17 protein-coding genes and 1 pseudogene are annotated in these 19,982 nt (G+C 68.3%); 8 read left to right on the top strand and 10 right to left on the bottom strand.

Features of this window, described 5'->3' with window-relative positions:
• Positions 1-701 precede the first annotated feature (701 nt).
• From ASD86_RS17740 to radC, 5 genes are all read right to left on the bottom strand, one after another.
• Complete coding sequence (locus tag ASD86_RS17740; RefSeq protein WP_056113572.1) at positions 702-1,115, bottom strand: hypothetical protein; 414 nt, start codon at positions 1,113-1,115, stop codon at positions 702-704.
• A gap of 16 nt (positions 1,116-1,131) precedes the next feature.
• On the bottom strand, positions 1,132-1,533 hold the full coding sequence (locus ASD86_RS17745; RefSeq protein ID WP_157476800.1) for a hypothetical protein: 402 nt from the start codon (positions 1,531-1,533) through the stop codon (positions 1,132-1,134).
• A gap of 43 nt (positions 1,534-1,576) precedes the next feature.
• Positions 1,577-2,473 carry an SPOR domain-containing protein gene (locus tag ASD86_RS17750; RefSeq protein ID WP_056113578.1) on the bottom strand — a complete coding sequence of 299 codons (897 nt, stop codon included), beginning with the start codon at positions 2,471-2,473 and terminating at the stop codon, positions 1,577-1,579.
• Positions 2,474-4,162 carry an arginine--tRNA ligase gene (argS, locus tag ASD86_RS17755; protein ID WP_056113581.1) on the bottom strand — a complete coding sequence of 563 codons (1,689 nt, stop codon included), beginning with the start codon at positions 4,160-4,162 and terminating at the stop codon, positions 2,474-2,476. It abuts the gene before it with no gap.
• A gap of 139 nt (positions 4,163-4,301) precedes the next feature.
• On the bottom strand, positions 4,302-4,976 hold the full coding sequence (gene radC / locus ASD86_RS17760; protein ID WP_056113585.1) for a DNA repair protein RadC: 675 nt from the start codon (positions 4,974-4,976) through the stop codon (positions 4,302-4,304).
• A gap of 198 nt (positions 4,977-5,174) precedes the next feature.
• Here radC and coaBC point away from each other — a divergent pair.
• From coaBC to ASD86_RS17780, 4 genes and pseudogenes are all read left to right on the top strand, one after another.
• A pseudogene (gene coaBC, locus ASD86_RS17765) lies at positions 5,175-6,406 on the top strand (bifunctional phosphopantothenoylcysteine decarboxylase/phosphopantothenate--cysteine ligase CoaBC).
• Positions 6,407-6,437: 31 nt separating this feature from the next.
• Complete coding sequence (locus ASD86_RS17770) at positions 6,438-6,719, top strand: hypothetical protein (RefSeq protein WP_036115307.1); 282 nt, start codon at positions 6,438-6,440, stop codon at positions 6,717-6,719.
• A 104-nt stretch (positions 6,720-6,823) separates the two neighbouring features.
• A complete protein-coding gene (dut, locus tag ASD86_RS17775) occupies positions 6,824-7,282 on the top strand; it encodes a dUTP diphosphatase (protein ID WP_056113643.1) in 459 nt (152 codons plus the stop codon).
• 239 nt (positions 7,283-7,521) lie between these two features.
• Positions 7,522-9,837, top strand: coding sequence for a phosphomannomutase/phosphoglucomutase (locus ASD86_RS17780; RefSeq protein WP_082578462.1), 2,316 nt, complete (start codon positions 7,522-7,524; stop codon positions 9,835-9,837).
• 657 nt (positions 9,838-10,494) lie between these two features.
• Here ASD86_RS17780 and ASD86_RS17785 read toward each other — a convergent pair.
• From ASD86_RS17785 to ASD86_RS17795, 3 genes are all read right to left on the bottom strand, one after another.
• Positions 10,495-11,145 carry a hypothetical protein gene (locus tag ASD86_RS17785; RefSeq protein ID WP_056113588.1) on the bottom strand — a complete coding sequence of 217 codons (651 nt, stop codon included), beginning with the start codon at positions 11,143-11,145 and terminating at the stop codon, positions 10,495-10,497.
• Between the two features lie 146 nt (positions 11,146-11,291).
• Positions 11,292-11,948: an orotate phosphoribosyltransferase gene (gene pyrE, locus ASD86_RS17790; protein WP_056113591.1), complete on the bottom strand. Its 657-nt coding sequence runs from the start codon at positions 11,946-11,948 to the stop codon at positions 11,292-11,294.
• The gene (locus ASD86_RS17795) at positions 11,945-12,508 is read right to left on the bottom strand and encodes a GNAT family N-acetyltransferase (protein ID WP_056113594.1); all 564 of its coding nucleotides are present in this window, start codon (positions 12,506-12,508) and stop codon (positions 11,945-11,947) included. Before ASD86_RS17795 ends, pyrE begins: the two co-directional genes overlap by 4 nt.
• Before the next feature lie 56 nt (positions 12,509-12,564).
• Between ASD86_RS17795 and ASD86_RS17800 the strand changes: the two genes are divergently transcribed.
• The 3 genes from ASD86_RS17800 to ASD86_RS17810 all read left to right on the top strand — a co-directional run bounded on the left by ASD86_RS17800 (position 12,565) and on the right by ASD86_RS17810 (position 15,225).
• Complete coding sequence (locus ASD86_RS17800; protein WP_056113597.1) at positions 12,565-13,338, top strand: exodeoxyribonuclease III; 774 nt, start codon at positions 12,565-12,567, stop codon at positions 13,336-13,338.
• 82 nt (positions 13,339-13,420) lie between these two features.
• Entirely contained in the window at positions 13,421-14,767 is a 1,347-nt protein-coding gene (locus ASD86_RS17805; protein ID WP_056113599.1) for an MFS transporter, read from the top strand.
• 116 nt (positions 14,768-14,883) lie between these two features.
• Positions 14,884-15,225 (top strand): hypothetical protein, encoded by a 342-nt coding sequence (locus tag ASD86_RS17810; RefSeq protein WP_235567800.1) that lies wholly within the window; start codon positions 14,884-14,886, stop codon positions 15,223-15,225.
• A gap of 142 nt (positions 15,226-15,367) precedes the next feature.
• Here the strand turns inward: ASD86_RS17810 and ASD86_RS17815 are convergent, their stop codons facing one another.
• Both ASD86_RS17815 and ASD86_RS17820 read right to left on the bottom strand, forming a co-directional pair.
• On the bottom strand, positions 15,368-16,546 hold the full coding sequence (locus tag ASD86_RS17815; protein ID WP_235567801.1) for an anhydro-N-acetylmuramic acid kinase: 1,179 nt from the start codon (positions 16,544-16,546) through the stop codon (positions 15,368-15,370).
• A 238-nt stretch (positions 16,547-16,784) separates the two neighbouring features.
• The gene (locus ASD86_RS17820; RefSeq protein ID WP_056113602.1) at positions 16,785-18,266 is read right to left on the bottom strand and encodes a M23 family metallopeptidase; all 1,482 of its coding nucleotides are present in this window, start codon (positions 18,264-18,266) and stop codon (positions 16,785-16,787) included.
• Positions 18,267-18,471: 205 nt separating this feature from the next.
• Here ASD86_RS17820 and tyrS point away from each other — a divergent pair, with 205 nt between their 5' ends.
• Positions 18,472-19,686, top strand: a complete 1,215-nt coding sequence (gene tyrS / locus ASD86_RS17825) for a tyrosine--tRNA ligase (protein ID WP_056113653.1) — start codon at positions 18,472-18,474, stop codon at positions 19,684-19,686.
• Positions 19,687-19,982: the final 296 nt, after the last annotated feature.

Genomic DNA, 19,982 nt, shown 5'->3' on the forward strand with positions numbered 1-19,982 from the left:
ACAAGCCTCGCAGCGCTGGATGAACTGCGTGGCTTCAGGCCCAAGCAAAAGCTGCATCACCTCCCTGTAGGAGCGGCGCGAACCGCGACAGCGAAATACGGCTACGGGGTGGGTTCCGAAATTGTCGCTATGGCGCGGTCGCGGCTTGCGCCGCTCCTACAGGGGCTGCGGCGGATCGCGCGCCAGGCGTGCATCATCATTCGCGGCAATAAAAATTTAAGGATGCGACGTAGACGCAGGTGTGCGCCACCCGGGCCTTCCATGTTCCGATGGCGCATAGAGTGCGCGCCTTGCATGCCGCAGGCCGGATCTGTTTTTGCTAACGCGAGTTACGAGCGCCGCGACGCTGGATGAACTGCGCGGCTTCAGGCCGGAGCAAAAAACCGCATGGCCTGCCTGTAGGAGCGGCGCGAGCCGCGACCGCGAAATACGGCTACGCCGCGGGTTCCGAAATTGTCGCGGTGGCGCGGTCGCGGCTTGCGCCGCTCCTGCAGGGGCGGCGGCCGGACCGCGCGGTCGCATGATCGGTAGTGAGAATCTAAGGGTGCGACCTAGGGGAGATTTGGTTGGTGCGATGGCCAACCGAGCCCTGCCTTATCGTTTCAGGCGCAATAGTCGGTTGACTGTCACGGGTCCAGAAGCGCCGAGCTGCCGCGCTTCAAAAACTTCCACGCCGTGCAAGCCCGGCGGAAACCCGCCGATCAGCGAACAGCGAACCCCTTGCCGCGTCGCATGATCCGCTCCCCCAGCAAAGCACCGCCGAACGCCGCCGATAGGCTCAACACGATCGCCAGCGCGTTGTAGCGCAATGCGCCCGCCATCGTGCGCATCGGCAACGGGCTGTCGGGCATCGCCATCGACACGATCGTGAACAAGGTCAGGCTCCACATCGCCACCATCAGCAGCAGCGCGACCCAACGGAAATGCGCGTGGCGCGCGATCGCGCCGCCGATGCCCATCGCGATCAGGGCGGCGAATACGTCGATCAGGGGGATCGCCCCCAGGCCGGTCTGGATGGCCTGGCGCGAATCCAGGCCGAGGTATTTGGTGAAGATGCCGAACAGCAACAACATGCCCGCCGCGCTCAGGCAGCCCAGAAGAATGCGCTTGTCCATCCGTTCCCCAACGACTTCATTTGCCGCCGCAGTCTACTTCGCCGCGCGCGCGATGCAGGGTGACCGGCGTCGCGCTGTCGTCGCCGAGCCGACCGGAAGGCAGCGCTGAGCCGACGCGCGGTTGCGCGCAATCGGGCGTATGGGTTGCGTTCTGCGCGGCCATCGTGGGTCTCGAATCGACGATTTTTGAGACGGCCCGCCGCTGGGCACGCACGCGGTGGATGAACGCGGAGGCGCGGTATTTATGCGCATGCCGAACGGGCACATTGCTGGACGCTGGCACGGCGAGGTATCGATGGCGATGGTCGCCGCCGCCGCATCCTGATCGCGATTGCAAACCTTCGCGCGCGGTCGCGCCGGACGCCATCGTGCCGTCGCCATCGCCACCGATCGCCACGCAACAAAAAGCCGGGCGCATGGCCCGGCGTTTTTGATGACATCCAGACGCCGCGCGCGGCGGCTTACTGGACTTTGATCGCCATGCCCGGCAAGCCGCTGTCGGCAAGCTTGCGCTTGGCGTCGGCGAGGTCGCCGGCGGTGCCGTACGGCCCCATGCGCACGCGGTACACCGTCTTGCCGCTGATCTGCGCCGATTCGACCCGCGCGCCCAGGCCGAGCATCGCGATCTTGGCCTTCATTTCCTCGGCCTGGCCCGAGGCCTGGAACGCGCCGGCCTGGAGCAGGTAGCGGGTGTTGTCGTTCGCCGCGGCGGCCGCGGCCGGGCCTTGGGTCGCGGCGACGGTCGGCGGCTTCGGGGTCACGCTGGCCGGCGGGGTCGCGCTGGCGACCTGGGTCGCCGCCGCGGTCGGTTGCGACGGCGGCGGGGCGATGGTGTCGACCGGCTTGGGCAGGCTGGCGGTGGCCGGCGCGGTGGCGACCGGAGTCGCCGCGGCCGTGTTGGTGGCGGGCGTGGCGGCCACGGCGGCCGGCTGCGGATTCTTGCGCTGCTGCGCGGCGCGACGCTGCTCCTCGGCTGCCTCGGTGGCGGCGAGTTCGGCGTCGCTCATCTCGACTTCCTTGCCCGGCAGCAGGGTGTAGAAGTCGTAGCCGGAGCCTTCCTTGTCGCCCTTGTCGGGCTTGCCGTTCTTGCCGTCGGTCTTGGACGCGGGCTTGGCGGCGGCGTTGTTGCCCTCGGGCGCGACCGATTCTTCGTCGGCGGTGACCGCGGCGGGCTGCGCGTCGGGATTGGGCTGCGGACGGAAGAAACCGTCGCCGCCATCGGCCTTGAGGAACTTCGGGGCGACCAGGATCACCACCACGCCCAGCAACAGGCCGAGCACGCCCCAGGCCCAACCGGGCAGGCTGTCGTTGTTCTGATTGTTGCGCTTGGCCTGCGATTTACCGCGTCGTGCTGCCACTTACATCACCTCCGGGGCGTCGATCCCCAATAGCGCCAGACCGTTCGCGAGCACCTGGCGGGTCGCCATCGCCAGCACCAGGCGCGCGTGGCGCTGGTTGGCGTCGTCGACCAGGAACTGGTGATCGTTGTAATACGTCTGGAAGGTCTGCGCCAACTCGAGCAGAAAACCGGCGATCTGGTGCGGTTCCAGGTCGCGTCCGGCCACCGCCACCACGTCCGGATAGCGCAGCAGGGTCACGATCAACTCGTGTGCCGCGGCGTCGTTCAGGTCCAGCGCCTGGGCCAGGCCGTGGGCCGGGTCGTAGGACAGGCCGCGCTCGGCCAGCTGGCGCATCAGGCCGCACATGCGCGCGTGCGAGACCTGCACGTAGTAGACCGGATTGTCGAGCGACTGCGAGCGCGCCAGGTCGATGTCGAAGGTCAGCTGCGAATCGGGCTTGCGCGCGACCAGGAACCAGCGCACCGCGTCGCGGCCGACTTCGTCGATCAGGTCGCGCAGGGTCAGGTAGCTGCCGGCGCGCTTGGACAGCTTCACTTCCTCGCCGCCGCGCATCACTGTGACCATCTGGTGCAGCACGTACTCGGGCCAGCCTTGCGGGATGCCGACGTCCAAGGCCTGCAGGCCGGCGCGCACGCGCGCGAGCGAGCCGTGGTGATCCGAACCCAGCTCGGTGATCGCGCGTTCGTAACCGCGCTGCCACTTGCTCAGGTGATAGGCGACATCGGGCACGAAATAGGTGTAGGTGCCGTCGGACTTGCGCATCACCCGGTCTTTGTCGTCGCCGAAATCGGTGCTGCGCAGCCACAGCGCGCCGCCTTCTTCGTAGGTGTGGCCGTGGGCGACCAGTTCGCGCACGGTCTCCTCGACCTTGTCCTGCTCGTACAGCGAGCTTTCCAGGAAGTAGACATCGAAGCTGACGCCATAGGCCGCCAGATCGGCGTTCTGTTCGCGGCGCAGGTAAGCGACGGCGAACTGGCGGATCGCATCGAGGTCGTCGATGTCGCCCTTGCCGGTGACGCGGTGGTTTTCGAATTCGACCGTGGCGCCGTCGAGATAGGCGCGGGCGACGTCGCCGATGTAATCGCCGTTGTAGGCGTTGTCCGGCCAGCCTTCGTCGCCCGGCGCGAGGCCGCGCGCGCGCAACTGGGTCGAGATGGCCAGGTTGTTGATCTGCACGCCGGCGTCGTTGTAGTAGAACTCGCGGGTGACGTCCCAGCCGTTGGCGTCGAGCACGCGCGCGATGCAGTCGCCGATCACCGCCGCGCGGCCGTGGCCGACGTGCAGCGGGCCGGTCGGATTGGCCGACACGTATTCGACCCCGGCGCGATGGCCGGCGCCGCTGGTGTTGCGGCCGTAGTTGGCGCCCTGGGCGAATACTTCGCCGATCTGGCGGCGCCAGGCGGCTTCGTCGACGTGGAAGTTGATGAAGCCCGGGCCAGCGATCTCGACCTGGGCGATGTCGGTGTTGACCGGCAACGCGTCGAGCAGTTTCTGCGCCATCTCGCGCGGATTGCTGCGCGCCGGCTTGGCCAGCAGCATCGCGGCGTTGGTCGAGAAATCGCCCTGGGCGCGGCTCTTGGGACGCTCGATCACGAAATCGGGCGTGGACAGGTCGGCCGGCAGGGTGCCGGCGGCGCGCAGGGCGTCGATGGCCTGCGCGACGAGCGCATGGAGAGTGGCTTTCACAGGGGAATTCGCGATTCGCAGGGTGCTACGGGACCCGGGATTTTAGAGCAGAAGTGAGTTCAGAGGAGTGAGGAGTGAGTAAATGCCCGGCCCTGGTGCTTTTACTCACTTCTCACTCCTCTGAACTCGTTCCTGGCCCTCACACCCAGCCGCGCGCGGCCATCGACACCGGCGGCCCGTCGCCGACCACGAAATGATCGAGCAGGCGGATGTCGATCAGGGCCAGGGCCTGCTTGAGCCGGATCGTCACGTTGCGGTCGTCCTGGCTGGGTTCGGCGTTGCCGCTGGGGTGGTTGTGGCCGACGATCACCGCCGCGGCGTTGCGCTGCAGGGCGCGGCGCGCGACCTCGCGCGGGTGGACCTCGGCGCCGTTGATGGTGCCGTGGAACAGCTCCTCGAAGCCGATCACGTTGTGGCGGCTGTTGAGGTACAGCACCGCGAACACTTCCTGCGGGCGGCCGCGCAGGTGCTGGGCGAAGTAGCGCCCGGCCGAATCGGGGTCGGTCAGCGCGGCGCCGCGTTCCAGGTCGGCGCGCATACAGCGCGCGGCCAGTTCCAGCGCCGATTTGAGGGTGCAGGCGCGGGCCGAGCCGATCCCGCGCATGCGCATCAGCTTGGCCGGGGGCTGTTCCAGCAGGTCGCGCAGCGGGCCGTGCTCGGTCAGCAGCTGGCGCGCGGTGCCGACCGCGTCGAAGCCGCGCAGGCCCGAGCCGAGGATCAGCGCCAGCAGTTCGGCGTCCGACAGCGAGCCGGCGCCGTGGGCGAGGAGTTTTTCGCGCGGCCGTTCCGCGCTGGGCCATTCGTGGATTCTCATGGCCGCATCGTGCAAGCCCGGTCGCGGAGGCCGGCATCGGGGCGGACAGGGCCATCGGGTAAGCTAGAGGCCCGAGCGGGTGTAGGGATTTGCCGGCCGCCGTCGCGAGCGCGTCACGCGTCGCGTCGGAACGTGCCGACGGAACGCGCACATCCTGCAACGACCGCACCGAGAATCACCGAGAAGCACCGGCCGACCATGGCGCCCGATCCCATCCCGCATGATCCCAACCCGCCGCTGCGCGACCAGCGCATCCTGCTGTGCGTCTGCGGCGGCATCGCCGCGTACAAGGCCGCCGATCTGGTCCGGCGACTGCAGGACGCCGGCGCGCAGGTGCGCGTGGCGATGACCGAAAACGCGACCCGCTTCGTCGGCACCGCGACCTTCCAGGCCTTGTCCGGCCATCCGGTGCGGACCTCGCTGTGGGACGACGCGGCCGAGCTGGCGATGGGCCATATCGAACTGGCGCGCTGGGCGCAGCGGATCGTGATCGCGCCGGCCACCGCCGACATGATCGCCAAGCTCGCCCACGGCTTCGCCGACGACCTGATCAGCACCCTGTGCCTGGCCTCGGAGGCGCCGGTGACGGTGGCCCCGGCGATGAATCACCGCATGTGGGGCCATCCGGCCACCCAGGCCAATGTCGCCACCCTGCGCAGCCGCGGCGTGCGCTTTCTCGGTCCGGCCGAAGGCCGCATGGCCGAACCCGAATCCGGTCCGGGACGCCTGCTGGAACCGCACGAAATCGTGACCGCGCTCGCCGGAGCGCCGGCATGAGCGCGGCCAGCCTGTCCGGCCGCCGGATCGTGGTCAGCGCCGGCCCGACCTTCGAAGACATCGACCCGGTGCGTTTCATCGGCAACCGCAGCAGCGGCAAGATGGGTTTCGCGATCGCCGAAGCCGCGGCGCGGCGCGGCGCGCAGGTGGTGCTGGTCGCCGGGCCGGTGTCGCTGCCGACCCCGGCCGGGGTCGAGCGGATCGACGTGCGTTCGGCGCGGCAGATGCGCGAGGCGGTGATCGCCGCGCTGCCGGCCGACGCCTACATCGGCGCGGCCGCGGTCGCCGACTACGCGCCGGCGCAGGTCGCGCCGGGCAAGATCAAGAAGAAGGACGAGCAGCTCACCCTGGAACTGGTGCGCACGCCCGACATCCTGGCCGAAGTCGCCGTGCATGCGCAGCGTCCGACCCTGGTGGTCGGTTTCGCCGCCGAGACCCACGACGTCGAGTTCTACGCGCGCGGCAAACTGGAAAAGAAGCGGGTCGACATGATCGCCGCCAACCGCGTCGGCGTCGCCGGCAGCGGCTTCGAGAGCGACGACAACGCGCTGACCGTGTACTGGGCCGACGGCGCGCTCGCGCTCGGCCCGGCGCCCAAGACCCAGTTGGCCGATCAATTGCTCGATCTGATCCTCACCCGTTGGCCGGCCTGAGCGACGTGCACTCCCATAAAAGCAGGCGGCCATGACGATTTTCAGCACCACCGACAACGTGCTCGACGCGGTCCATGCGGTCCTGCGCGACGGCTACGCCGCGGTGCATGGACTCAAGGGCCCGGCCAAGACCTATTGCCACCGGCTGGTGCGCGCGCTCGACCGGCACGACCAGGTGCTGCCGGCGATCGGCTTCGAGAGCGTGCCGAACCGCGGCTCGGTCTATCTGGTGTACGACATGAACCGGTTTTCCGCCGGCGAAGCCGAACTCAGGCAATTGGTGGTCGCGCAGGACCTCGCCTCACCGCGCTGAACCGGCGCGGCGATCGGCCGGTGATGGCCGCGGCGCGGACGATCCGCGCCGATCCGCTCGCGACCGGCTCGCTTCTCTTTCTTTCGTCCGGACGCTTCGATCTGATGAACCACAGCCTGCAACTCAAACTCCTCGACAGCCGCTACGGCGGCGAATGGCCGCTGCCGGCCTACGCCACCGAAGCCAGCGCCGGGCTGGACCTGCGCGCGGCGCTCGATCAGTCGCTGGCGCTGCATCCGGGCGACGCGGCGTTGGTGCCGTCGGGGCTGGCGATTCATCTCGGCGACCCGACCCTGTGCGCGGTGATCCTGCCGCGCTCGGGCCTGGGCCACAAACACGGCATCGTGCTCGGCAACGGCACCGGCCTGATCGATGCCGACTACCAGGGCCCGCTGTTGATCAGCCTGTGGAATCGCGGCCGCGAGGCATTCACGATCCAGCCCGGCGACCGCATCGCCCAACTGGTGGTGCTGCCGATCGTGCGCGCGAGCTTGCAGGTGGTCGATGAATTCGAAGCCAGCCACCGCGGCGACGGCGGTTTCGGACACACCGGCCTGCGTTGAAGGCGTAATCGAGGTGACCCTGGCACGCATCGTGCTAGGTAATCACCGGGAATCGTCGGCGCGAATCATCAGCGGACTCCACGCGCACGGCCGCGAAGTCGCCACGCACAATCCGCGCGGCGAGGCGCAGTCGACGAAACCGCGGACGTCTTACAGTGCAGACTGGGCGCCGCGGATCGTGTCGGCTTGATGGCAAGCGTCGGCGATGCACGTATCGAATTGGGGAAGGGGCTCTGGCAATGGTGGATATCAAGTTAGAAAAGCCGCAGGTATCGGCGGCGCAACTCAAGCCGGTGCTGTTGCCCCTGGCGGTGCTGTGCGCGCTGCTGGCGCTGTGGTTGGGCTGGGCCGGCGTGCAGCAGCATCTGGATTCCTCGCGCCGCAGCGACCTCAGCCGCGTCCGCGATAACGCCGTCGCCGCCGCGCACGATGCGCTCGGGGTGGAGCACAAGCGCCTGCGCGACCGCCTCGACGCGGCCGAAACCCAGGCCGCGCTGCAGGCCGGCGACTACCCGGCCGCGGCCGCCGCGCTGACCAAGAACTGGCCCGGCGCCAAGGCCGTGGTGGTGCTGCCGATCGATCTGGCCAGCGATTACGCGCAACTGCCCAAGGGCGGCTACGGCCGGCTCGGGGCGATGGAAGCGGCGATCGTCGCCGACAAGCCGATGGCGGCGATCGTGCGCGAAGCCGGCAAGCCGGTGCTGGCGCTGGCCGCGCCGGCGCGCGTGGGCGAGCAATTGGTCGCGGTGGCTTATGTGCAACTGCCGCTGCAGCGCATCAGCGACGGCATCGAGAAGGCCGACGTCGACGGCAGCAGCTACCTGGCCCTGCGCCAGGGCGGTTTCAGCGTGATCGAGCGCGGTGACACCGCGCTGGGCAACGGCGCCGAAGCGATGGCGGCGAAGATTCCCGGCAGCGACCTGCGCGTGGCCGCGGCGGTGCCGGATATCGCCGGCGGCCCGCTCGGCCTGGGCGCGTTGCCGTGCTTCATCGCCGCGGTGGTGCTGGCCCTGCTCGCGTTCGTGCTGATCCGGGTGCGTCAGCGCATGGGCCGCGCGGCCGCGCCGGTCGAGGATGAAGGCCCGGTTCAGACGCTGGCTGAAACCATGAGCGCCTCACCGCTGGATCTTTTGGCAGGAAACGTGACTGAAAACTCCACCGCTGCGCCCCGCGCAGTCTCCATCGACGGCGGCATCTTCCGCGCCTACGACATTCGCGGCGTGGTCGGGCAGACCCTCGACCCGGGCATCGCCGAACTCATCGGCCACTCGATCGGCTCGGTCATGCACGACCAGGGCTTGACCGAGATAGTGGTGGGCCGCGACGGCCGCCTGTCCGGTCCGGCCATGATCGAGGGCCTGATCGCCGGCCTGCGCAAGGCCGGCCGCAACGTGATCGACATCGGCATGGCGCCGACCCCGGTGATCTACTTCGGCGCGTACCACCTGCGCGCGGGCTCGTGCGTGTCGGTCACCGGCAGCCACAACCCGCCGGACTACAACGGCTTCAAGATCGTGGTCGGCGGCGAGACCCTGTCGGGCGCGGCCGTCACCGATCTGTTCCAGCGCATCGTCGGCGGCCGCCTGCACACCGCGGCCGAGCCGGGCACGCTGACCCAGCGCGACATCTCCGAGGACTACGTCCAGCGCATCGCTTCCGACATCCAGATCGACCGCCCGCTCAAGGTGGTGGTCGATGCCGGCAATGGCGTGGCCGGCGACATCGGCCCGCGCGTGCTGGCGGCGATCGGCGCCGAGGTGACTCCGCTGTATTGCGAAATCGACGGCGAATTCCCCAACCATCACCCCGATCCGAGCGAGCCGCACAATCTGGTCGACCTGATCAAGATGGTCGCGCGCCTGGACGCCGACCTCGGCGTGGCCTTCGACGGCGACGGCGATCGCCTGGGCGTGATCACCCGCGACGGCCAGAACATCTTCCCCGACCGTTTGCTGATGCTGTTCGCCGCCGACGTGCTCGAACGCAACCCGGGCGCGATGATCATCTACGACGTGAAGTGCACCGGCCGCCTGCCGGGGCACATTCTGCGCCACGGCGGCAGCCCGCTGATGTGGAAGACCGGGCATTCGCTGATCAAGGCCAAGATGCGCGAAACCGACGCCGAGCTGGCCGGCGAGATGAGCGGCCACTTCTTCTTCAAGGAACGCTGGTACGGCTTCGACGACGGCATCTACTCGGCCGCGCGCCTGCTCGAGATCCTCGCCGCGCAGCCGCAGACCGCGACCGAAACGCTCAATGCGCTGCCCAACGGCATCTCGACCCCGGAGATCAAGGTCGACGCGCCCGACGGCGACCCGCACAGCTTCGTCGAGCGCTTCCGCAACGAGGCCTCGTTCGAGGGCGCGCGTCTGTCGACCATCGACGGCCTGCGCGTGGATTACCCGGACGGCTGGGGCCTGGTGCGCGCCTCCAACACCACCCCGATCCTGGTCATGCGCTTCGACGCCGACAGCCACGAAGCGATGGCGCGCATCCAGAGCGCGTTCCGCGCCCAGTTGCACGCGATCAAGCCGGATCTGAAGCTGCCGTTCTGAGTGCGGCCGGATCGTCATGCGGTCCGGATCGTCGGAAAACCAAGACGCCGCGGCTCTGAGCCGCGGCGTTTTGCGTTGGGGTGCTTGGAAAACCTCTCGATTCGCAAGCGATCGGCGTGCGCTGGCGTGTTTGGTGATGGCTTACGTCGTTCTTACCGGAGCCTCGCCAGTGAGTTCCCGACTGTAGGAGCGGCGCGAGCCGCGATCACGACACCTCGATACCCGCGCCGCTATCGGCAGCTTGCGCGGTCGCGGCTCGCGCCGCTCCTACAGGGGCTTGTCCGTGGCGCACATCGCTGCGCTCCGTGTTCCTCGCGCCTCGTGATTGGGCTTCCACTGTGCGCTTGATGGTGGTTACGCCGTCTTACATGAACGTCGCCAGTGAGTTCCCGACTGTAGGAGCTGCGCAAGCTGCGACCGCGACACCTCGATACCCGCGCCGCTATCGGCGGTTTGCGCGGTCGCGGCTCACGCCGCTCCTACAGGAGCTTGTCCGTGGCATATGTCGCTGTAGGAGCGGCGTCCCAAGGCCTGCGCCTTTCTACGGCTAGCGCGGGAGCACGCTCGGTCCGGAAACAACAACGCCGCGGTAATCCGCGGCGTTGTGCATGCTGCGCCCGCGGTCCAGGCCGGTCGCGGCCTATCCGGGATCGGCGATCAACCGCCGCCAGGCGCTCGCGATTTCAGCGCGTGATAACGCTCCAGCGCCGCGGTCAGGTCTTGGTCGGCCAGGCTGCGTTCGAGCACTTGCTGCTTGAGCACGTCCTGCTGGTGCAGCAGCTCGTCGTGCTGGCCGCGGATGTTCTCGGCCAGGGTCTTGCCGACCGGCTTGCCGCTGAGCTCGGCTTCGCCGGCCTTGCGCAGCAGGCTCAGCAGGGCCTGGCGGCGGCCGACGATGCCGAATTGCGAGGCCTTGACGGTCTCGTCCAGCAGCACGATGCGCTCCTGGAACGAATTGCGCAGGTCCTGCTCGGTGGCATACGACTCGGCCATGGCGCGGTCGCGGCGCTTGGCCGCCTCGACCGCCAGGGCCGCGCTGCGGGCTTCGCGCGCGGCCTGTTCGGCCGCGGCGCGTTCCTCGCCGGTCAGGGTCCGGTCGACGCGCGCGGTGGCCAGGCCGCTCTTGGCGCTGATCTCGGTGCGCGCGCTGTCGACCGCGTGGGCGGGCAGGGCATCGCCGCAGACCTTGCGGCCGTCTTCGTTCCAGCAGTACAGCTTCTTGCTGGCCGTTTTCGGGTCGGCAGCCGCGCTCGCGGTGGCGAGCGCGAGCAGCAGCGCGCCGGCGATCAGGGAGTGGGTTGCGTTCATGTCGCGGTTCCGCCTTCGAATGCTGCGATCTGTCGACCAAGCATCAAGCAAGAGTCGGGCCATGATCTGCTTTTCGAACGTGGCCCGCATCACGATTCGTCGCGCCCGGCGCGCTGGCCGGCCCGCCGGCCCGGCCTGGGCGGCGATCAGTCGCCGCGACCGTACGCCGCGCGGTAGGCGAGCAGGCGCTCGCGCTGGTCGGAGAACTGCGCGCTGTCGCCGGTGAATCCGAGCAGGTCGTCGAGGCTGGCGATCGCGATCACCGGCAGCGCGTGTTCGATTGCGACAGTTTCTGCCGCCGAGCGTCGGGATTGTGCAGGGTCCACGGCTTCCTGCCGGTCCAGCGCGATGACGATGCCGGCGACCGTGCCGCCCGCCTCGCCGATCAGCCCCAGCGCTTCGCGGATCGCGGTGCCGGCGGTGATCACGTCGTCGACGATCAGCACCCGGCGCCCGGCCAGCGGCGCGCCGATCAGCATGCCGCCCTCGCCGTGGCTCTTGGCTTCCTTGCGGTTGAACGCCAGCGGCAGGTCGCGGCCGCGGCGCGCGTACTCGCAGCCCAGCGCGGTCGCCAGCGGAATGCCCTTGTAGGCCGGGCCGAACAGCAGGTCGAAGTCGAGGCCGTGAGCGTCGATCGCGTCGGCATAGCAACTGGCCAAGCCCGCCAGCGCCGCGCCCGAATCGAACCGGCCGGCATTGAAGAAGTACGGGCTGACCCGCCCGGACTTGAGGGTGAATTCGCCGAAGCGCAGGGCGTCGGCCTGCAGGGCGAGCTGGAGAAAGCGGGTGCGATGGTCGGTCATGGGATCGGGGCAGTGGGGGAAGAAGGGACGGCGGGCGCCAGCCGCAGCAGCATCAGGTGCTGCGGGCCGGCCGATCCGCCGTGGTACAGCTCGCCGGTGTCGAAGAAACCGGCCTTGAGGTAGACGCTGTAGGCCGCGCGGTTGCGCACGTTCACCGTCAGCGCCAGCAGGCGGCGTTCGGGATAGCGGCGGCGCAGGTCGTCGGCGCAGGCCAGCATGGCCGCGGTGCCGTAGCCGCGGCCTTGTTCGCGCTGGTCGATGACGTAAGCGCGCAGGCCCACGCTGGGTTCGCCGAGCGGGCGGCCGGCGATCGCGGTGACGCTGAAGTCCAGCCGGTAGAAGCCGACCACGCGTTCGCCGGCCAGAACCGCCATGGCTTCGCTGTGGCGGTCCAGGCGGGTCTGTTCGAGGTTATAGGCGGTGTCGCCGACATATTGCAGCTGCTCGGGCGCGACCTGCAGCGCGCGCACCGCCGGCGCCAGCATCGGCGAGACCACGCACACGCTCACGCGCGCCAGGGCTGGGCTGGAAACGTCGGTCGCCATGGTCATGCCGGGCATGATACCCGCGCCCGGCCGTTGCTATGATCGTGCGCACTTCGTGCCCCGGAGCGCGCATGCGCATCATCAGTTTCAACGCCAACGGCCTGCGCTCTGCAGCGACCAAGGGCTTCTTCGACTGGTTCAAGACCCAGAACGCCGACGTGCTGTGCATCCAGGAGACCAAGGCCCAGGAGCACCAGCTCACCGGCCCGGCGTTCCTGCCCGACGGCTACCGCGCGTACTTCCGCGACGCGATCACCAAGAAGGGCTACAGCGGCGTGGCGATCTACGCCAAGCGCGAGCCCGACGAGGTCCGCACCGCGCTGGGCTGGGCGCCGTTCGACGACGAAGGTCGCTATATCGAGGCGCGTTTCGGCAATCTGAGCGTGGTCTCGTTCTATATCCCGTCGGGGTCGTCGGGCGAGCTGCGCCAGGGCTTCAAGTTCGAGGTCATGGACTGGCTCAAGCCCATCCTCGACCAGTGGCTGGCCAGCGGCCGCGAGTACGTGCTGTGCGGCGACTGGAACATCGTGCGCAGCCGCCTGGACATCAAGAACTGGACCAGCAACCAGAAGAACTCCGGCTGCCTGCCGCCCGAGCGCGACTGGCTCAACGGCATGTGCGCCGACGACAGCGGCTGGGTCGACACCTACCGCGCGCTGCATCCCGACCGCCAGGACTACACCTGGTGGAGCAACCGCGGCGCCGCGCGCGCCAACGACGTGGGCTGGCGCATCGATTACCAGCTCGCCACCCCGGGCCTGCGCGACAAGCTGCGCGCCTGCTCGATCCTGAAAGACCCGCGCTTCTCCGACCACGCCCCGTTCTCCGTCGACTATGACGTCTGAGTCCGGCCGGGCCGGGGTGTCGGCGGATCCGTCGGCGCCTGCGCCGGCACCGGCGCCGCCCCGTTCGACGGGCTGGCGGCGGGTGTTGAGCAATCTGCGCCAGCCCAAGGTGCTGGTGATGCTGCTGCTCGGCTTCAGCTCGGGCATCCCGATCTACCTGGTCGGCAACACGCTCGGTTACTGGATGCGCGAGAACGGCATCGAGCTGTCGACGATCGGCTTCCTGTCCTGGGTCGGGCTGGCGTACTCGCTGAAATTCCTGTGGGCGCCGCTGATCGACAAGCTCGACGCGCCAGTGCTCGGCCGCTGGCTCGGGCGGCGGCGCGGCTGGATGCTGTTGTCGCAGTGCGTGGCCGCGGCGGCGCTGATCGGCATGGCGCTGATCGAGCCGCGCCAGGGCCAGTTGCTGCTGGGCGGGTTGGTGATCGATCAACTGGTGGTGTTCGGCGCGCTGGCGCTCGTGGTGGCGTTCGCGTCGTCGACCCAGGACATCGTGATCGACGCCTGGCGCATCGAGAGCGCGGACAGCCCGGAGCAGCAAGGGCTGCTGACCTCGACCGCGACCCTGGGCTATCGCGGCGCGCTGTTGGTCACCGATTCGCTGATCCTCATCCTCGCCGCGCACGCCGGCTGGGCGTTGTCGTACGACGTGATGGCCGCGCTGATGGGCGTGGGCGTGCTCGCGACCCTGATGGCGCGCGAACCGGCCGCCAGCGTGCTCGCCGCGGCCACCCCGCATCCGGCGCTGTTCACTCCGCGCGGTCTGTTCGACGCGCTGGTCGGCCCGTTCCTGGCGTTCTTTCGCGAGCACGGCCGCTGGGCCTTGTTGATGCTGCTGACCATCAGCCTGTACCGGCTGCCGGATTTCCTGATGGGGCCGATGGCCAATCCGTTCTACGCCGATCTGGCCATGGACAAGGAACTGGTCGGCCAGGTGCGCGGCTCGTTCGGGCTGATCGCCACCATCGCCGGCGTCGCCGCGGCCGGCCTCAGCGCGGTCCGGTTCGGCTTCATCCCGACCCTGATCGCGGGCGCGGTGCTCGGCCCGGGTTCCAACCTCGCCTTCGCCTACCTCGCCCTGCACGGCAACGACACCGGCGTGTTCACCGCGGCGATGGTGATCGACAACTTCTGCAACGGCTACACCGGCGTGGCCCTGGTCGGCTACATGTCCAGCCTGACCAACATCGGCTACACCGCCACCCAGTACGCGCTGCTCAGCTCGTTCTACGCCTTGCTGGGCAAGGTGCTCAAAGGCCTGTCGGGCGTCGCGGTTGAGCATCTCGCGCTCGATCGCAGCCTGCTGGAGGCGTATTCGCTGTTCTTCGTCGGCACCGCCGTGCTCGGCATTCCCGCACTTTTGTTGTGCATCGTGCTGGCGATACGACGGCCGCCGACGATCGAGCCGATCAGCGCACAGACGGCGTGAGCCGCGCACGGGCACCCCGTCGGTGCCCGTGCGTTTAAGCAAAGTCGTGTTCCTGAACGCGATTCGGCCAACTTCGTGTTGCTAACGACACGCGAACGGTGGCAACTTGCCCGACAGTGACCGATATCATCCTGCACAACCTCGATGCCATCCTGGCCGACCGCCTGCGTCGGGTCGCGGAGGCGCGTGGCTGGAGTCTGCAGCGCACCGCCCTGCATCTGATCGAAAGCGGGCTGTTCGTGGTCGAGGCCGAGATGGTCGGGCGCTTCAACGACCACGACGCCGACGCGCTGCAGGAGGCGATCGCGGCATTACAGGAAATCCCCAGCGATCCCGGTTTCTCGCTGATCGGCCGCGCCGAACCGCAAGAGGCGCCGAAACCGCGCAGCGCCGGCCCGGACCTGAGCAGCCTGGAGCTGCTGGAAGAATTTCGCCCGCGCACCCCCGACTCGGCCTGACCCGAAGCCCCTGTAGGAGTGGTGTCCTGCTGGATTTCCTTCGGTCACAAGCCGCGACCGCGCCACCGCGCATACGTCGAAAACGCAATTCCCGGCATAGGCGCAAACACTGCGGCCTTCCGCCGACTCCCGAGGCGCCGCCTCAACCCGCCGGATGCACCGTCCCCAACACCCGCAACCCCCGCGCCCCGGTCACGCTCGGCAGATTTCCCGGCAAACCGGCCACGGTCTGCCGCGCCAGCCAGGCGAAGCCCATGGCTTCGACGAAATCCGGATCCAGCCCGTAGGCCTCGGTCGACTCCACCGTCGCCCCCGGCAAGTGCACCGCCAGCCGCGCCAGCAGCGCGGCATTGCGCACCCCGCCGCCGCAGGCCAGCACCCGCGTGGTCGCCGGCTGATGCGCGCGCAGCGCGTCGGTGATACTGATCGCGCTGAGTTCGAGCAAGGTCGCCTGCACGTTCTGCGGCCGCTCGCCGCCGCTCAGGCGAGCATCGACCCAGTCCAGATGGAACTGCTCGCGGCCGGTGCTCTTGGGCGGCGGCAGCGCGAACCAGGGCTCGTCGAGCAACCGCGTCAGCAAGGTTGGATCGACCTCGCCCTGGGCCGCGAACGCGCCGTCGGCGTCGTAGGGCTGGCCCAGATGGCGCAGCGCCCACGCGTCCATCAGGCAATTGGCCGGTCCGGTGTCGAACCCGCGCACATCGCCGCGCGCCGGCAACAGGGTGAAATTGGCGATGCCGCCGAGGTTCAGCGCGGCGCGATCCTCGTCCGGCGAATGCAGCAGCGCGGCATGGAAGGCCGGCATCAGCGGCGCGCCGTGACCACCGGCGGCGACATCGCGGCGGCGGAAATCGGCGGCCGTGGCGATGCCGGTGCGTTCGGCGATCACCGCGCCGTCGCCGATCTGCCAGGTAAACGGATGCTGGCCGTCGAACCGCGCCCCCGCCGGGCGATGGCGCACGGTCTGCCCGTGCGAACCGATCGCGGCGACCGCGCGCGGGTCCACCCCGGCTTCGTCGATCAGCGCCAGCGCGGCCTGCGCGAACGCCTGCGCGACCTGGATGTCGAGCGTGCCCAGTTCCTCCAGCGAGCGCGCATCGCCGCCCTGGCCGAGCGCGACCAGGCGTTCGCGCAGCGCCTCCTGCCACGGATAGGTGCGGCCGAGCACCAGCGCGCAGCGCGTCGGCGCCGCGCCGTGTTCGAACCGCACCAGCGCGGCGTCGATGCCGTCGGCGCTGGTGCCGGAGATCAGGCCCAGATAAAGGCCTGAAGCAGGTTCCCCCGCGCCAGTGCCCGCCGGGATCGAAGAGTTATCAGCCACGACGCAGTGTCCCAAGGCATGCCAACGAATCGCTGGATACTACCTGTAGGAGCGGCGCAAGCCGCGACCGCGACATAGCGCATTCGACGCAAGCGCGATGTCGCGGTCGCGGCTTGTGACCGAAGGAAATCCAGTAGGGCGCCATTCCTGCAGCGGGACACCCACTCAATCGCAATCCCGAAAAAGCAAAAAGGCCTCCGAAGAGGCCTTTCGCATACGACAGCCAACTCGCCCGGACTTACGCCCTGCGCGACTTGGCCACCTTCTTCGCCACCTGCTTGATCGAAGGCGTCGCCTGCTGCGCCGGCGCGGGCGCCGGGGCCGGGCCGGCGTCGGCATAGATCACGTTCTCGACCTGGCGGATGCGCGCCAGCGCCACGCTGGTCTGGCTGCGGAACTGCGCCAGCGCCATGCCGCTGAGCGGCTCCGGCGGCGGCATGGTCACCGACAGCGGATTGCGATGCACGCCGTTGACGCGGAATTCGTAATGCAGGTGCGGCCCGGTCGCCAGGCCCGAACTGCCGACGTAGCCGATCACCGTGCCCTGGGCGATGCGCTGCCCCGGCTTGACCTTGCTGAAGTTCGACATGTGGCCGTACAGCGTGGTGTAGCCGCGGCCGTGATCGAGAATCACCGCGCGGCCGTAGCCGCCCTTCCAGCCGATGAACTGCACGCGCGCGTCGCCCGCGGCCATGATCGGCGTGCCGGTGCCGGCGGCGTAGTCCACGCCCTTGTGCATGCGGATGTTGCCGAGCACCGGATGCCGGCGCGAGCCGAAGCCCGATGTCAGCCGCGCGTACGCGATCGGCATGCGGATGAAGCTCTTCTTCAGCGGCCGGCCGTCGCCGGTGAAGTACTCGGGTTTGCCGTTGCGATCGAAGCGGAAACCGGTGTGCAGCTTGCCTTCGCTGGTGAAGGTCGCGGCCAGGATCGGGCCGGTGCTGAGCAGTTCGCCCTCGCGCCAGGTCTGTTCGACCACCACGCTGAAACGGTCGTTGGTGCCGACGTCTTCGTTGAAGTCGATGTCGTACTTGAAGATGTCGTCGGTCAGGGTGTTGATGTTGGCCGAGGTCAGGCCGACCTTGCGCGCCGAACGGAACAAGGACTTGCCGACCTTGCCGCTGAGCACCACGGTGCGGGTTTCGGTCGGACGCGCGATCACTTTCTGGGTGATCTTGTCGCCGGTCAGGCTCAGCTCGATCCGGTGGCTGTCGTCCTTGTCGTAACGGAAGGTGCGCAGCGCGCCGTTGACCGGCATGTCGAAGCCGAGCTCGGTGCCGGGCTTCATCCGCATCAGCGCTTCTTTCGCGCCGGGCTGCTCGAGAATCTGGCGCATGGTCGAGGACGGAATGTCCATGTCCTTGAACACCGAACCCAGGGTCTGGCCGCGATTGACCCGGACCAGCTGCCAGCTGTCGCCGGTTTCGCCCTTGAGGCGGGCCAGGGTCAGCGGCGGCAACGCCAGCGCCAGCGACTGACGCGGCTCGTGCGCGCGCACCGAGGCGGTGGACTGGCTGAAACCGGGAACGATCGCGGCGACCATCATGCCGAGGGTGGCGAACAGGCCGGCCTGCACCCACTGCCGGCCCGACCAGCGGCCGTTGAATCCATCGGAGATATGCCGCGCCAACACCGGGCGTTTCAACGCGGCTTCACGCAAGGCTTTCAGTCGTTCGCGTCGTTCGGCGACCACACTGGAAGCCTGCTCGGGTACTGTCATGGATGGATCCCTCGTGTCGAGGTGTGAAGGCCGCGTAGCGGCGTTACCATAGACACGCGAGCAGTACGCGTCAAACCCTTGAGCTGAATAGGGTTTTTCACCACCGCCGGGCACCAAATCGTTTAACCCCCACTTAACCTGAATTCGTGACGGCGTTAACAAAAAGTCGCTCGCGGACCGTCCTTGAGTCCAGCCTTTGAACAGCGTGCCCCCCACTACCCAAGAAGCCCTCGACCTGATCGCCCGCGGCGCCGACGAAATCCTCAAGCGCGAGGAGCTCGAAGCCCGGCTCAAGCTCGGTCGCCCGCTGCGGATCAAGGCCGGCTTCGACCCGACCGCGCCGGACCTGCACATCGGCCACACCGTCTTGTTGAACAAGATGCGGCAGTTCCAGGACCTGGGCCATCAGGTGATCTTCCTGATCGGCGACTTCACCGGAATGATCGGCGACCCCAGCGGCAAGAACGTCACCCGCAAGCCGCTGACCCGCGAGGACGTGCTCGCCAATGCCGAGACCTACGCCGAGCAGGTGTTCAAGGTGCTGGACAAGGAGCGCACCGAGGTGCGCTTCAACTCCGAGTGGTTCGGCAAGATGTCGGCCGCCGACATGATCCGCCTGGCCGGCCAGCACACCGTGGCGCGCATGCTCGAACGCGACGACTTCGCCAAGCGCTACGCCGCCCAGCAATCGATCGCGATCCATGAATTCCTGTATCCGCTGGTGCAGGGCTACGACTCGGTGGCGCTCAAGTGCGACGTCGAACTCGGCGGCACCGACCAGAAGTTCAACCTGCTGATGGGTCGTGGCCTGCAGGAACACCACGGCCAACCGGCGCAGATCGTGCTGACCATGCCGTTGCTGGAGGGCCTGGACGGCGTCAACAAGATGTCCAAGTCGCTGGGCAACTACATCGGCATCAACGAGCCGCCGATCGACATCGTCACCAAGACCATGAAGATCGACGACGTACTGATGTGGCGCTGGATCGACCTGCTGAGCTTCGAGATCGGCATCGCCGAGGCGGCGAGCCTCAAGGCCCAGATCGAGGCCGGCCAGCTCAACCCGCGCGACCTCAAGCTGCGCCTGGCGCGTGAACTGGCCGCTCGCTTCCACGGCGAGCAGGCGGCCGAAACCGCGGTCGCCGGCTGGAACGCGGCGGTGCGCGGCGAGGGCGATATCTCTTCATTGCCGTTGACCGACGTGGCCGTGCCGGCCGAGGGGCTGCGGATCGCCGCTTTGTTGGTGGCCGCGGGCCTGACCCCCAGTAACGCCGAAGGCAACCGCAAGCTCAAGGAGCGGGCGGTCAAGGTCGACGGCAACGTCGTGGAAGACCCGCAGCAGGTGTTCGGCCCCGGTTTCGAGGGCGTGCTGGCGGTGGGCAAGCGCAATTTCGCCCGGGTGCGTCTGGTCGCCGCCTGAGTCCTGGTCTGACCTGAGTCCTGGCCTGATTCGTGAGGAAGCCGGGCTGCGCTTGCGCACGCGCACCTGAAGACCGCATCGGCACTTAGCCAGAGAGACATGCCTGTCTCCCTCTCCCGCCCGCGGGAGAGGGCCGGGGTGAGGGCCGCCAGGTCGCGAACCCGCCATGAACCCCGTCCCGCATAGGTTTTGATGCGGCGCAAAAAATTCCCTGTTCATTTTTCGCGAAACCTCTTCCCAAGCCCCATTCAGATCTGCATAATGCGCGGCCCCGCTGACCGGTTGATTGGTTGCGG

This window comes from Lysobacter sp. Root690, assembly GCF_001427785.1.
Lineage (GTDB): Bacteria > Pseudomonadota > Gammaproteobacteria > Xanthomonadales > Xanthomonadaceae > Lysobacter.